Below are 14,333 nucleotides of genomic sequence, written 5' to 3'. Positions count from 1 at the left end.
GACCATCACCGGAGATGCCCGGGGCGCAGCGATTCTTTGAACGGGCCAAGGATAAAATTTAGCCAAAGATAAAACAAAGGAATATTATTTATTAAATAGATAACCAAAAGGAATTCGAGATGGATACCGCCAACCTTTCTGCCTTTCTCGCGGTAGCAACAACGGGTTCATTCTCGCGCGCAGCGGAACAACTCCATCTAACCCAACCGGCCGTCAGCAAGCGCATCGCCATGCTGGAGCAACAGCTGAACGCGCGTCTGTTTGATCGCATCGGCCGCAAAGTCGCCTTGACGGAAGCTGGGCGCGCACTCAAACCCAGAGCGCATGAGGTTTTGGGGTTGCTGAATGATACGCGCCGAGCGCTAAGCAATCTATCCGACAATGTACAAGGGCGTCTCAGCATGGCGACCAGTCATCACATTGGCCTGCACCGCTTGCCTCCGATCCTGCGCGAGTTCACCCGCGCCTACCCCAAGGTCGCACTGGACATTCAGTTCCTCGACTCGGAGATCGCCTACGAAAAGGTGTTGCACGGTGAGATTGAGCTAGCCGTCATCACCCTCGCCCCCGAGGTTGAAGCGCCCGTGGTATCGGAGCTTATCTGGCATGACCCACTGGATCTGGTCATTGCGCCCGAACACCCGCTGACGCAGTCAAGCCAACTGGAGCTGGCCCAGTTGGCGGAATATCCCGCCGTGTTCCCCGGCGTTAACACCTTCACGCACAGGATCGTCAGCACCTTGTTTGAGCTGCACAAGATCACCCCTAATATCAGCATGAGCACCAACTACATGGAAACCATCAAGATGATGGTTTCCATTGGCCTGGCCTGGAGTGTGCTGCCGCGCAGCATGCTCGACGAGCAGGTCAAGGCGCTGGCAATTCCCGGCATACAGATGCAGCGTGACCTTGGCTGCATTTGGCACAGCGGTCGCACCCGCTCCAATGCGGCGCTGGCACTCATTAAGCTTTTACAGCAGGCGGGAGATATAAAAGGTGAAAAAGCGTGAACCCTTGCTTGTTGCACCTAGCCACAGGGGCTATCTTGGAGAGAGACTAAGTTGCATTACGAACCCAGTCAGGCGAATCATCGCCATGCTGCGGCTTAAAAACGAAGGCAAAGAATGCCCTTGTGCCCGGCAACAAGAGGCCGAGAGTGCCGCATGCAAAAGCTTAAAAGCCCAGCCGTGCGAGGCTTCTTGATCTAAAGGATTAGTTAAGCCCGCGGAGAATCTATGTCACCTACCACCGGTGCATTTCCAGCCGACCTACTGGCTAATACAGGTAGTGCATTCGCTACTCTCTTTGCGACCATGCCGGCCGCCGGAATGCTGGTGGATGCCAGCAGTCAACGGGTAATCCAGGTCAACGACGCCTTTACGCAACTATTCGGCTGGCAGGCGCAGCGCATCGTCGGCCAACCAGCCAATAACTTTCCACTATGGTGCGGTAGCGATCGCTGGGACAACTTGCTGCGCAAGCTGGATCAGAACAAAACACTGAGGGGCGTGCGCCATGAAGTGTGCAGCCGCAACGGTAGCCTTCAACACTGCATACTGAACATAGAACCGATCAGCCCGGGATCGAGCTGCCTGTTGATAACCTTGCAGCAAGAGCGTCCGTCGGCGCCAGCTACCACCGGTATAGATGAACGACACCTAAAGATTTTCAACGCCACAGGCGAAGCACTGCTGCTGATCGACTCCGATGGCTACATTTTGGAGGTCAACAGCAAGTTCGAACGGCTCACGGGCCTGAGCAACAGTGATTGCGTCAATAAAAAGCTCAGCGCGATGCAGATACTCGATACCGAGACTGCTGCTCGCCTACTTTCGCAGCTGAAGCGTCGCGGACGCCTGGACAGTGAAGAGATCCGGGTTCAAATAAAACCAGGTAGTGAACCCTATGACGTACTAGTGCATGCAAAAACAGTGCAGCTAGCCGGTCGTACCTGCCTGGTTGTTACCGCACGGGACATTACCGCGCAAAAATTAAACGAGAAAGCCCTAAACGAAAGTCAGGAGCGCCTGAATCGAGCATTGGATGCCAGTGAAATGGGCGTATGGGACTGGCAAATAAGCAGTGGTGAGCTGCACTGCTCACCGCGTAGCGCCGAATTGAATGGACTTGCGGCAGACCATATTGAAGGCAATATTCGTAGTTTTACCCAGCATGTATTACCGATAGACCAACGCAGCTTAAGGCGCGCCTACCTATCTATCTGCCGCAGCCAGAACCGCTACCACAAGTTGACTTACCGCGTACTGAACAGCGATAGCAAAGAGCGCTGGATCGAAGCAACGGCCACACTGCATAGGAACGACGCTGGCAAACCGGTAAGACTGGTCGGCACATTGCTCGACATCACTGTGCGCCGAAAAAGTGAAAAAGCGCTGGTCGACAGCGAAGCCAAATTCGCAGCGCTATTTCAAGGCGCCCCGGACCCCTATTGCCTGGTGCACAGCCAGAGTCGCCGAATTATCGAGGTCAACCTCAGTTTTACCAGCACCTTTGGACATACGCCACAAAGTATCGTTGGTCACACGCCAGATGAGGCCGGCGTATGGAGCAAAGCGGAGATGCATGCCCCGCTAGACGACGCCATCCGCGGCAAGCGCGTGCTCAATGGGCTGATCGAAACCTTTGCCACTTATCAGGGCAAGCTATTGATCTGCGAAGTGTCCACCTCCAATCTCAGTATCAATCGCCAGCCCTGCGTGCTGTTCAGCTTTCGTGATATCACGGCGCGCAAGCAGGCCGAAGCCGCGTTGCGCGCCTCAGAAGATAAATTCGCGCGTGCTTTCAAGGGCAGCCCGGATAGCATTAGCATTACTGAAAAAATCAGCGGTAAGCACCTTGAAGTCAACGACGGCTTTACCCGCCTTACCGGCTACAGCGCGGAGGAGGTGATCGGCAAAACCGCACAAGAGTTAAATATCTGGGCGCAAGCATCGGACCGGCAGACACTGATAGACGAACTGGACCGGCATGGCCGCGTGCACCATCACGAAATGACGGTCAATACCCGCATGGGTACACAGATGCAGGTTGCCGTATCCGTGCAGCCACTAAATATCGATGGCATCGACTGTATCCTGCTTACCTCCAGGGATGTCACTGAGCAGAAACTGATCGAGGCCAAGGTAAAGCACCTTGCTTACCATGACGCGCTCACCAATTTACCCAACCGCCTCCTGCTGAGCGATCGCCTCAGTCAACTGAACGCACTCAATAACCGCCATAATATGCATGGCGCCTTGTTGTTCTTTGACCTTGATCACTTCAAGCATATCAATGATTCGCTGGGACACTCCTGCGGTGACGCCGTGCTTCAGGAAGTCACATCACGACTGCTCACCCTGGTACGCGCAGAGGATACCGTTGCTCGCTTGGGTGGCGACGAGTTTGTTGTGCTGCTCAGTGGGCTAGAGGCCAGCGGGCGGCAACTGGAACAGGAGGTTGAATGCACGGCTAGAAAGCTGCTCAATGCCATCTCCGACCCCATGCAGATTGACGGGCACACGCTACAGCTAAGCGCCAGTATTGGGGTGGCCTTGATGCCCGAGCATGGAAGCACGCCCGACGACCTGCTGAAACGGGCTGATATCGCGCTGTATAAAGTGAAAGAACTGGGCCGCAACGGCATCGCCTTTTTCGAGCAGACCATGCAGGTCGCTGCCAGCGAACGTCTAGCCATCGAATCCGAGCTACGCGGCGCACTGAAGGAAAAGGAGTTTGTGCTCTATTACCAACCGCAGATCAATCATCTTACCCGCGCAATCGAGGGCGCAGAGGCGCTAATACGCTGGCAGCATCCGCACAAGGGGACGGTAGTCCCGGGCGCCTTCATGCATGTACTGGAAGAGACCGGCCTTATACTGCCAGTTGGCGAATGGGTATTACTGGAAGCCTGTTGCTTTGTCTCACGCCTATTGCAGGAAGGCGCAATAGACGCCAACACCTTCAGTCTCAGCATCAATATTAGCCCCCGCCAGTTCCGTCAAAGTAGCTTTGTCAGCGACGTACTGCAGGCGATAGAGACCTATAGCATCCCCCCCCAATGCCTTAAACTGGAGATCATCGAAGGTATCGTCATTCAAAACGTAGCGGATACTATCGATAAAATGAATTTTCTGCGTGAGCGCGGCGTGCATTTTGCTATTGACGATTTTGGTACCGGCTACTCCTCACTCAGTTATCTGAAAAAACTCCCGGTTGACTTGCTCAAGATTGACCAGTCCTTCGTACGCGAGTGCACGAGCAACCCCAATGACGCCGAAATCATCCGCGCGATCATTGCTATCGCCTCCAGTCTGCGCATGGACTTGATCGCGGAAGGGGTAGAAACGACCGAGCAACTGATTTTTTTGCACGAGTTGGGCTGCGATCATTACCAAGGCTATTTATTTAGCCCACCGGTAGATGAGCACGCCTTTCGACTTTTGCTTAACTCACGGCAGCAAACCTGAAAAACGACCTCGCAATGCCTATCGCGTCACACATGCAAAACCAGCCCCTCGAAATACGCACCTGCGAATTGAACCTGTACAGTCAGTCTTAGTCTATATCTGCGTAGACCACGGCCGCTGCCGTGAATAAAAGAGAGAGCAGGAGTATTCATCATGAACAAGTCTATGTTGACCGGTGTTCTAATTGGAGCGGCAGTTGCCACAGCAGGCGGCGCTATTGCGGGCTATACCGCGTTCGCGGACAAAACGCCCGACCAGGCCAACGTTCTTGATGTTAGTGAGATCAAGGAAACCAAAAGTACCCCACGCGAAGTCTGTAACGATGTTGCCGTCACCCGGCAAAGACCCGTGCAGGATCAGCACCAGGTTCTCGGCTCGGTAGCAGGCGCCGTGATTGGTGGCGTATTGGGTAACCAGGTCGGTGGTGGTAACGGCAAGAAAATTGCCACGGTAGCAGGTGCTGCGGCAGGTGGTTATGCCGGCAATAAAACTCAGGAGCGAATGCAGGCCAACGACACTTACACCACCATGGAGCGTCGCTGCGACACTGTTTACGACAAGCACGATGAAGTGGTCGGCTACCAGGTAAAGTATGAAATTGGAGAGCAGACCGGCTCAGTGCGAATGGATCACGATCCGGGCGATAGCATTCCGCTGAAAGACGGCGAATTGGTACTCAGCCGTAACCAGCAATAGTTTTACCCTGCAGTCAGTGAAAAGGCATCCCTTAACCCGGATGCCTTTTTATTCGGCCGATTACCCAAGCAACCGCACTACTCCTCCAAACTGCTGCGACAAAGCTGTAACCAACGCTCGATACCTGCGCTACGAAATTTCTGCCGGTGCATCGCAAAGTAAAAGCGGCGATGAAAATTTCGCTGCGGTACCGGAAGCGGTACCAGACTGCCACGCCGAAAAGCGTCCACCAGCGTAATCTCTGATAGGCAACCCACCCCCAAACCCGCCTCCACTGCACGCTTGATCGCCTCGGTATGCTGCAGCTCCAGCTTGATCTGCAAGTGAGGCAGTAGCCCCTGCATTGCCCATTCAAAGTGCTGGCGCGTACCTGAGCCCTGCTCACGCACGATCCACTGCGCCTCCAGCAATTCGTCATCACTCAACCAGGGGCGTCCGGCCCATGGGTGATCCGGCGCGCAGAATACGGTCAACTCATCATCGCGCCAATGCAGTAACTCGAGCTCAGGGTGCCGCGTTTCACCCTCAATCAAGCCGATATCCAGCTCGAAATTCGCCACCTTGCGCACTATGGTCTCAGTGTTGGCTACTTCCAACTCGACGCGCGCGCCTTCCTGCTCACCCATGTAGCGCGCCATAATCTCGACAGCAAGATAGTTGCCAATACTCAGCGTAGCGCCCACCTTCAAGTGACCAATGTCCTGGTGTCTTGCCAGAGCGCTTTCCAGCCCCCTGGCTTGCTCCAACAGCGCCTGCGCCTTGGGTCTGATGCTCTGCCCCAGCTCATTAAGCTGCAGTCGCTTACCCACGCGATCGAACAACTGGACGTCAAACTGGCTCTCCAAATCTTTCAACGCGCTGCTCGCAGCAGATTGCGACATCGCAAGACTGGTCGCCGCACGCGTCAGGTTCTCGTGGTGGGCGGTTGCGAGAAAGACCTCAAGCTGACGCAGGGTATATTTCATAATCGGTTTTCCCGAATACAGTAATAACAATAATCCATTTATCCGATAGGTTAACGGGATGTAGACTCCACGCCAATACTTCATTCATGCCGGGAGGCGACATGGCGGGCTTCAATAACGAAACGGTACTCAGCGTTAATCACTGGACAGACAACCTGTTCAGCTTCAAGACGACCCGCGATCCGGGGTTCCGCTTCAAGAACGGCCACTTCATCATGATCGGCCTTGAGGTCGAAGGCCGCCCACTGATGCGCGCCTACAGCATCGCCAGCCCCAACTATGAAGAAACGCTGGAGTTCTTCAGCATCAAGGTGCCGGATGGCCCGCTGACCTCGCGCCTGCAGAACATCCAGCCCGGCGACCAGATCATGATCAGCCGCAAGCCCACCGGCACGCTGGTCCTGGATCACCTGCTGCCCGGCCGCAATCTGTATTTGCTCAGCACCGGCACCGGCCTGGCACCCTTTATCAGCATCATTCAAGACCCGGAAACCTACGAGCAATATGACAAGGTCATCATCACTCACGGCTGCCGTCACGTTCGCGAGCTGGCTTATGAAGACCTGATCACCAACGAGCTGCCAAACCACGAATACTTTGGCGACATGGTGCGCGACAAGCTGATCTATTACCCCACGGTCACCCGTGAGCCGTTTCGTAACGAAGGCCGGCTGACTGATCTGATGACCAGTGGCAAGCTATTTGACGATATCGGCCTGCCCCAGTTTGATCTCGAGCAAGACCGCTTCATGCTCTGCGGCAGCCCCAGCATGCTGAAAGACTGCTGTGAAATCCTCGACGCCAAAGGCTTTATGGAAGCCCGCCATGGCGACCAGGGGCACTACGTTATTGAGCGCGCTTTCGTAGAGAAGTAAGCGTACCTGAGTAACAAATAAAAAAAGCCCCGGCGTGTTGATCACGCCGGGGCTTTTTTGTGTCTATGGCACCGCTAAAAAACAGGTGTGCTGGCTACATTCTGGTACCACGGGGGCCGGCAACTTGGCTACCCATCAGATATCCAAAAGCTGCAACTCACTGAGCTTTGACTGTTTGGTATCAGAGTCGTTCAGCGCAGCTTCATCACTTGCCATACTGAGCCAGCGACAAGAGTGGCTAGGCGCGGGCACCAGCGCCCATTCCATACCAGCGGGAAGCCACAGCAGATCACCAACATGACAAGCCAATACCGAGGCCCGACCAGTGACGCCGCCAGCCTCACCAACGCAGAGCCTGGCCTGACCGGCGCAGAGCAGCAACCACTTGCCGGCCGAGCGCGTCACCTCCTCTGCCGCAAGCTGAGTCGGCACCTCGGCGTAGCCAGGAACACCATCGCGTTCATCCTTACGGCTTACCAGGGGCTCAGGCAAGCCCTTGGTAACAATCAAGGCGGCACACTGGTTCAGTAACTCGGCTGAGTCGGTAGCCAGTGGCGTAGCGAGCCGCATCAGCTCAACGCCCTGCTCGGCCAGAGCTGTCGTAATGTCGTCCAGATGGGTCAACACCCGCGCCGGGCAATGCCACTGCCCGCCTTCATACATCGCCAGAATACTCATCACTCGTTCCTTAGTCTCGCTGCAAACACAGCGCCAAAATGATTGCACCGGCCAGCGCCGCCAGCGACGCTATACCAAAGGTCCAGGCCGCTCCCAGACTATCCCAGACGTAGCCAGAGTAAAGTGCACCCAAAGCTCCGCCAACCCCGGCCAAGGTCGCATAGAATGCCTGCCCCTGCCCTTGCAGCCGTGCGCTGAATTTGTGCTGCACAAAATGAATGGCCGACACATGAAAAGCACCAAATGTAGCCGCGTGCAGGCACTGGGCCAACAGCAAGGTGAGCAGCGAGTCCGCCAGATTACCCAGCAGCACCCAGCGCATTGACGCCAGAGCAAAACTGGCTACCAACAATGACTTCAGGCTGAAACGTGCCAAAAGCGGTCGCATCAACAAAAAAAGCACAATTTCTGCCAACACACCCAATGCCCATAACAGGCCAATAACGCTGCGGCTGTAACCGAGGTCTTCCAGATGAATGCTCAGAAAGGTGTAATAAGGCCCATGCGACAACTGCATCAACGCGACGCAGAGAAAAAACGCCAGCACGCCAGGGCGGCGCAGCTGCGCCAGCAGACCATCTCCGACCACACGATTGATAGCAAATGAAGGCGGCGCCGGAATCAGCATGCTACAGCCGATAATCACGCACATGACCGCTAACAACACGCGCGGATAAGCCACCATCCCGAAGCGCTCCAGCACCTCACCCAGCAACACCACCGTGAGGATAAAGCCAACCGAGCCCCATAGCCGAACCTGGCTGTAGCGCGAGGCCTGCTCTTTTAAATGAGCCAGCGTGATAGCCTCAAACTGCGGCAGGATCGCGTGCCAGAAGAACGCGTGCAATGCCATCACAGCCGCCAACCACCAGTAGTCCTGGCGATAAAAAATAGCGGCGAAGCTTAGCGCAGTGAAGATGGCGCCCAGGCGCACAATCAGCAACCGCTGGCCGGTAGCGTCGCCAATCCATCCCCATAAATTGGGCGCAAGGCAACGCATCAGCATCGGAATAGCCACCAGCTCGCCAATGCGCGCAGCAGAAAAACCCAGGGATTCAAAATACAATGCAAGAAAGGGAGCTACCCCGCCCAAGAGGGCAAAATAGCTAAAGTAAAAACCAGAGAGGCGCCAGTAAGGCAAGGGCTGGCTGCCAACCCCTTCCTCTTGAAGCGCTGAGCTCAAAGCTGGCCCAGTACCGGCGTATTGACCTTAACGTCTGCATTCTGCGCGCGCTGGCGCAGCAGATGATCGATCAACACCAGCGCCATCATTGCCTCGGCAATGGGCGTGGCGCGAATGCCAACACAAGGATCATGGCGGCCCTTGGTGATCATATCGATCGCCTCGCCATTGACGTCAATCGAGCGGCCAGGCGTCGTTATGCTGGATGTCGGCTTGAGCGCCAGGCTGGCAACGATCGGCTGACCGGAAGAAATACCGCCCAATACACCGCCGGCGTGGTTGCTGACAAACCCCTCCGGGGTGAGTTCATCGCGATGTTCAGTGCCGCGCTGCGCCACCGAGGCAAAGCCTGCGCCCACCTCCACACCCTTAACCGCGTTGATGCTCATCAACGCGTATGCCAGCTCGGCGTCCAGGCGATCAAAAACCGGCTCACCCAAACCTGGCGGCACACCGTCGGCGACGACGGTGATCTTCGCGCCGACCGAATCCTGATCGCGACGAAGTTGATCCATGTAAGCTTCAAGCTCGGGGATCTTATCCGGGTCAGCGCTGAAAAACGCATTATCGTTAACCCCATCCCAGCTCTTGAATGGGATCTCGATAGGACCCAGTTGACTCATGTAGCCGCGGATCTGAATACCCTGCGCCGCCAGATACTTCTTGGCAATAGCACCCGCCGCAACCCGCATAGCGGTTTCACGCGCAGAAGAACGGCCGCCACCACGGTAATCGCGTACGCCGTACTTATGATGATAGGTATAGTCGGCATGCGCCGGCCGGAAAACATCTTTAATTGCGGAGTAGTCCTTGGACTTCTGATCCGTGTTGCGAATCAGCAACCCAATCGGGCAACCGGTGGTGACCCCCTCAAACACACCCGACAGAATCTCGACCTCGTCCGCTTCCTGACGCTGGGTAGTGTGTCGGCTGGTCCCGGGCTTGCGCCGATCAAGATCAAACTGCAGATCGGCGCTCGACAGTGCCAGTCCTGGCGGGCAACCATCAACAATGGCGACTAGAGCAGGACCATGACTTTCACCGGCGGTGGTGACGGTGAAGAGGGTTCCAAGGGTGTTTCCAGACATAAGACTAAACCTGATGTAAGCGAAGGCAGTTGGGCAGTATACCGTCCGCTCTGCGTGGGTGACAGCTTGAAATCAACCCGCTAGGCTAGCAGCCTGCCAACCTCACAGGATTCAGTATGCCAGGCTTTTTGGCGCAGTTGCTGCCCGAGCATTTCTCCCCCCTGCTGGCACTGGCATTGATTGTCTGCTCAGCCATTACCTCAATGATCACCGCCGCATTAGGCGCCGGCGGCGGCGTGATGCTGCTGGCGATCATGGCGCTGAGCATGCCAACCGCAGCGATCATACCGGTGCATGGCATGGTTCAGCTCGGCTCCAACGCCAATCGCGCGCTGATGACCTGGCGGCATATCAACCTTCGGGTCATCGCCTGGTTTCTGCCGGGTGTGATCCTTGGTGCCTGGCTGGCCAGCCGTCTTTTGATCAACTTGCCGCTGGGTGCCATCCAGCTCAGCATCGCCCTGTTTATCCTGCTGCTCTGCTGGGGACCAGCTATACCCAAGGTAGCTACCGGTAAAATAGGTACGCTACTGGCCTCTACGCTAACCAGCTTTCTCAGTCTCTTTGTGGGTGCCACCGGACCGCTCGTTGCGGCTTTCATCAAGCAACAACACGCCAACAATCGCATGCAAACCGTTGCCACCTTCGCTGCCGCCATGACGCTGCAACATGCCCCCAAATCCCTGGCCTTTGGTGCAGCGGGCTTTGTATTTCACAACTGGCTACCGCTCATTGCCGCCATGATAGCCGCCGGTGCCTTGGGCACCTGGCTAGGATTGCACATACTCTCGCGTATTAGTGATCGACACTTCACCCGACTGTTTAATCTGGCCCTCACCCTGCTTGCCATACGCCTGGCCTGGCAAGCCATCACCACAGGCTTTGCATGACTTTTGCAAAACATGCAGATAAATTACAGAAAAGACTGCGAACGCCGATAACTCTCGTGTGACCGCGGTACTAACCCAGGACCCGTAATGAGCGAAATAGACACCTCAACCTCAGAAGCCAGCCCGGAAGCGGAAGTCGCGCGTGACCCCTTTGCGCGTGCCAAACCGTCAGACTTCTACTGGGTTCAGCTCAAACCGGTGTTCAAAGCCAGGATACTGGTTCATCAGGAAAAGCTCGCCCAGATTGCCGTCACCCAGGAAAAGCTCGGCCTGCTGGAGCTATTGCGACTTCAGGTGCGGTTTGAAGGTGAAGCACTGCCCGCCTCTGGCAATCGCCTTGAAGTGCTGGTCGATCACAAACGGAAGCGAGTACGCTTCGGTCCTATCAGTGATCTCAGCATTCAGCCAGCACAACGCGGCCTGGGCATGTTCATGCTGGCGCAATTGATTCACTGGTGTCAGCGCTACTGTGGCGACTATGCAGTTACCCCAATCAGCCTGAACACCGAGAATTTCAGCAATAACGATGCCCGTACCGCGCTGGAGCAGATCCTCACGCGAGCGGGCTTCAGCATTAACACGCTGGATGAAGAAAGCAAAAACAGCGTTGCTATGGCTAATCGCGTGAACGATTTGATCGGCAGCTGGAACACCGAAAAGATTCAGCCCCTGCAGATCAACAGCTTACTCGGCCAGCTACGTGAACATGAAGCACTCAACCACAAGCAGACTGTGCAGCTTAACCAGCTGCAAAACATGATTGCCAACTATAAGCGCACCGATATAGGCAACCGCTTTGCTATCGGTTGCCTGATCGTATTCTGCATTTTTCAGGCGCTGATGCTGCTCTGGGTCGTACTACGTTAAACGCCGTTCGTGTTAGCGGCCACCAGCAAATAGCGGCTGAAAGTGACGGCATTGCTCGGCACTGAGTACAAAAACCCCATGCCCACCATGCGCGAACTTGACCCACTCAAAGTCAACTTCAGGCCACTCAGCCATCACGTGCACCATGCTGTTACCCACTTCGATTACCAACACACCCTCTTCGGTAAGGTAGTCGGCTGCTTCGGCCAGCATGCGCCTAACCAGGTCCAGACCATCATCACCGGCAGCCAAGCCCATTTCCGGCTCGTGGTGGTATTCATCCGGCAGGCCATCCATGTCTTCGGCATCCACATAAGGTGGATTACTCACAATCAGATCAAAGCGCTCGCCGGCCAAGCCATCAAAGCCGTCTGACCAACGCGCCTCGACACGCTCCGTCAGCCCGTGCATATCAATATTGGCTTCCGCGACAGCCAAGGCATCGGCAGACAGATCCGCCAACACCACCTCAGACTCGTCGAACGCGATAGCACAGGCAATACCGATGCAGCCACTGCCAGTGCACAAATCCAGAATTCGCTCCGGATCGCGTTCTAGCCAGGGAGCAAAGCGCGAATCAATTAACTCGGCAATGGGCGAGCGCGGTACCAGCACGCGGTCATCCACAATAAACTCCAGCCCGGCAAAGCGCGCATGGCCGGTGAGATACGCCGCCGGAATACGCAGGCGCACCCGTTCCAGCAACAGCCCTACCGCGGCCTCACGCTCCTCTTCGGTCACTCGACACTGCAAGTAGCTTTCTGGCGTTTCCCAGGGTAAATACAGCGCGTGCAATACCAGCAGGCGTGACTCATCCCAAGCGTTATCAGTACCGTGGCCAAAGTACAGCTCGGCCTGATGAAAGCGGCTGACGCCCCAACGTATCAAGTCCTGAACACTTTTCAGTGCAGCGTATTCACTCATGATGTAAATCCTTGTCCAGTCAGGCGTCCATTCTACGCTGCCGCGTGCCAGCGACTACTGGTACACTTCGTTTTTTTAGCAGCAGACTAGTGGACAATGTCTCAGGATAACGTCGGACCCGATGACGAAAACCTGTTCCAGCAGGCCATCAAAGGTGTCAAACCGCTCAAACAACAGCAAGCTGATGTTGGCAAAGCCAAAGCTGATCGCGCTCGAATTGCTGCCAGTCGCGCCCGCGCAACCCACAGCGCAACCCAGATCGTCATGGACGGCCTGTCAGATCAATTTGTGATTGATGTGGCGCCGGAAGAAGAGTTGATGTGGGGCGGCAATGGCGTGCAAATGAGCCAGCTACGCAAACTCAAGAGCGCGCAAATCCCCTTTGATGGCTCAATTGACCTGCATGGCATGACAGTCGAGCGCGCCCGCGAAGACCTCTGGGCATTCCTCGCCGAAGCGGTCAAGCAAGAGATTCGCTGCGTGCGCGTAACCCATGGCAAGGCGCAGCGCAAAGACGGCCGCACCCCTATCCTGAAAAGCCACGTCAACACTTGGCTGCGGCAACACACCAGCGTGCTGGCCTTTACCTCCTGCATCCCCCGCCACGGCGGCACAGGGTCGGTTTATGTACTGCTCAAGCGCACCATGCTGGAAGGTCGCGACGACTAAAACGGCGCAGCACCTTGCTAGGCCAAGGTACTGCTTCTGGACTCATTGCAAAGGCTATCGTGCAAGCGAATCACCGGCTCTGTGGAAAAATCCGAGCCCACCGATTGAATCAGCTTGACCACGCTATAGCGCGCAGATACCGCCGCGTATTCCTGCGCCCAATCCAGATACGCCTGAGTCTCACAATCCAGCGGACTTTTGATTTTGATCGTTTTGAACTTCATACGAAAAGGCTTGGGCGTGACACGGGCGCGATAGCAATTCTGCTTTTGCGACAAGACGATATACAGCCAATCAACCCGCAGCTTGCGCATTAACGCCGCATAACCCTTGCCAGAAGGCTCGATGTACTTCTTGCCAATTACCCGCACGCCCTTGGTCGTCTCATAGATACGAAAGTCAGTGCCCAGCTCCGGGTATTTGCTTAAGCGCTGCAAAAACTTGGCGACGATGCGTTCCTTCTTCGGCAGCTTGCGCAGTGACCTGAACATGTCCAGAAAATCGACAGGATAATCATCGAGATCAAGCACCGTGTACTGGCAGGTATTAAGGATCCTCGCACCGTAGCGACAGATGGTAATGATATTGGCATCATCCACCACCTCGTCCACGTGTTCCTTGATGGGCGCCTCGTAATCATCCTCCGGTGCCTCACCTTTAATTTTCTGCTCAACATAACGGGAACGCTTTGTCGCTTCACGCCTGGCGTCGTCTTTCGACTGGTTGGAGCCAGACAGAACAGTAACGAACTGCGCGAACTCACCAACCTGAATCTTGACCGACTCTTTAACCCAGAACTTATAGTATTTCACTTTGTTTTCCCTGTCGGTCTTCGTACATGGCTAGCGAGCGCTCGACCAGCAACCCAGCCAGATGCGCAAAACGAGATTCAAATAGCACGGTGAACCGCCCCGGGTTTCGCGGAGGCTTCAACTCCTGAGAAGATGAAGCCATGAACAAGACAAACAAGTTTTCCCCTGAAGTCCGTGAACGAGCCGTGCGGATGGTGCAAGAGCATCGCGGCGACTA

13 protein-coding genes are annotated in these 14,333 nt (G+C 55.6%); 7 read left to right on the top strand and 6 right to left on the bottom strand.

The genetic code is table 11. From position 1 onward, the window contains the following. Window positions 1–119: 119 nt before the first annotated feature. The 3 genes from EF096_RS17385 (at window position 120) to EF096_RS17375 (ending at window position 5,165) form a co-directional block, all read left to right on the top strand. Window positions 120–1,010: a LysR family transcriptional regulator gene (locus EF096_RS17385; protein ID WP_123891055.1), complete on the top strand. Its 891-nt coding sequence runs from the start codon at window positions 120–122 to the stop codon at window positions 1,008–1,010. 225 nt (window positions 1,011–1,235) lie between these two features. After that, window positions 1,236–4,469, top strand: coding sequence for an EAL domain-containing protein (locus EF096_RS17380; protein ID WP_123891054.1), 3,234 nt, complete (start codon window positions 1,236–1,238; stop codon window positions 4,467–4,469). 153 nt (window positions 4,470–4,622) lie between these two features. Continuing rightward, the gene (locus EF096_RS17375) at window positions 4,623–5,165 is read left to right on the top strand and encodes a glycine zipper 2TM domain-containing protein (protein WP_123891053.1); all 543 of its coding nucleotides are present in this window, start codon (window positions 4,623–4,625) and stop codon (window positions 5,163–5,165) included. 77 nt (window positions 5,166–5,242) lie between these two features. On the opposite strand, the gene EF096_RS17370 is transcribed toward EF096_RS17375, so the two are convergent. Further along, window positions 5,243–6,130: a LysR family transcriptional regulator gene (locus EF096_RS17370; protein ID WP_123891052.1), complete on the bottom strand. Its 888-nt coding sequence runs from the start codon at window positions 6,128–6,130 to the stop codon at window positions 5,243–5,245. A 101-nt stretch (window positions 6,131–6,231) separates the two neighbouring features. On the opposite strand from EF096_RS17370, the gene EF096_RS17365 reads away from it, so the two are divergent. Beyond that, window positions 6,232–7,005 (top strand): ferredoxin--NADP reductase, encoded by a 774-nt coding sequence (locus EF096_RS17365; protein ID WP_123891051.1) that lies wholly within the window; start codon window positions 6,232–6,234, stop codon window positions 7,003–7,005. Between the two features lie 135 nt (window positions 7,006–7,140). On the opposite strand, the gene EF096_RS17360 is transcribed toward EF096_RS17365, so the two are convergent. Genes EF096_RS17360 through aroC form a run of 3 tightly spaced genes read right to left on the bottom strand, consistent with a single transcriptional unit; the run spans window position 7,141 to window position 9,954 of the window. Continuing rightward, the gene (locus EF096_RS17360; RefSeq protein WP_123891050.1) at window positions 7,141–7,683 is read right to left on the bottom strand and encodes a hypothetical protein; all 543 of its coding nucleotides are present in this window, start codon (window positions 7,681–7,683) and stop codon (window positions 7,141–7,143) included. Between the two features lie 10 nt (window positions 7,684–7,693). Next, complete coding sequence (locus tag EF096_RS17355) at window positions 7,694–8,866, bottom strand: MFS transporter (protein WP_235869783.1); 1,173 nt, start codon at window positions 8,864–8,866, stop codon at window positions 7,694–7,696. Beyond that, a complete protein-coding gene (gene aroC, locus EF096_RS17350; protein WP_123891049.1) occupies window positions 8,863–9,954 on the bottom strand; it encodes a chorismate synthase in 1,092 nt (363 codons plus the stop codon). Before aroC ends, EF096_RS17355 begins: the two co-directional genes overlap by 4 nt. A gap of 116 nt (window positions 9,955–10,070) precedes the next feature. Here aroC and EF096_RS17345 point away from each other — a divergent pair, with 116 nt between their 5' ends. Further along, a complete protein-coding gene (locus EF096_RS17345; RefSeq protein WP_123891048.1) occupies window positions 10,071–10,844 on the top strand; it encodes a sulfite exporter TauE/SafE family protein in 774 nt (257 codons plus the stop codon). An 87-nt stretch (window positions 10,845–10,931) separates the two neighbouring features. Beyond that, window positions 10,932–11,711, top strand: coding sequence for a hypothetical protein (locus tag EF096_RS17340; protein ID WP_123891047.1), 780 nt, complete (start codon window positions 10,932–10,934; stop codon window positions 11,709–11,711). A 12-nt stretch (window positions 11,712–11,723) separates the two neighbouring features. Here EF096_RS17340 and prmB read toward each other — a convergent pair whose 3' ends face one another. Next, window positions 11,724–12,635: a 50S ribosomal protein L3 N(5)-glutamine methyltransferase gene (gene prmB, locus EF096_RS17335; protein ID WP_123891046.1), complete on the bottom strand. Its 912-nt coding sequence runs from the start codon at window positions 12,633–12,635 to the stop codon at window positions 11,724–11,726. Window positions 12,636–12,731: 96 nt separating this feature from the next. Between prmB and EF096_RS17330 the strand changes: the two genes are divergently transcribed. Then, window positions 12,732–13,304, top strand: a complete 573-nt coding sequence (locus EF096_RS17330) for a Smr/MutS family protein (RefSeq protein ID WP_123891045.1) — start codon at window positions 12,732–12,734, stop codon at window positions 13,302–13,304. Window positions 13,305–13,321: 17 nt separating this feature from the next. Here EF096_RS17330 and EF096_RS17325 read toward each other — a convergent pair whose 3' ends face one another. Beyond that, window positions 13,322–14,116: a hypothetical protein gene (locus EF096_RS17325; RefSeq protein ID WP_123891044.1), complete on the bottom strand. Its 795-nt coding sequence runs from the start codon at window positions 14,114–14,116 to the stop codon at window positions 13,322–13,324. Window positions 14,117–14,333 lie beyond the last annotated feature (217 nt).

Origin of the sequence: Pseudomonas neustonica (genome assembly GCF_003797945.1) — a bacterium.
GTDB lineage: Bacteria > Pseudomonadota > Gammaproteobacteria > Pseudomonadales > Pseudomonadaceae > Halopseudomonas > Halopseudomonas neustonica.
The sequence above is the reverse complement of the archived record's forward strand: the minus strand, read 5'-3'. Positions and strand labels throughout refer to the sequence as shown.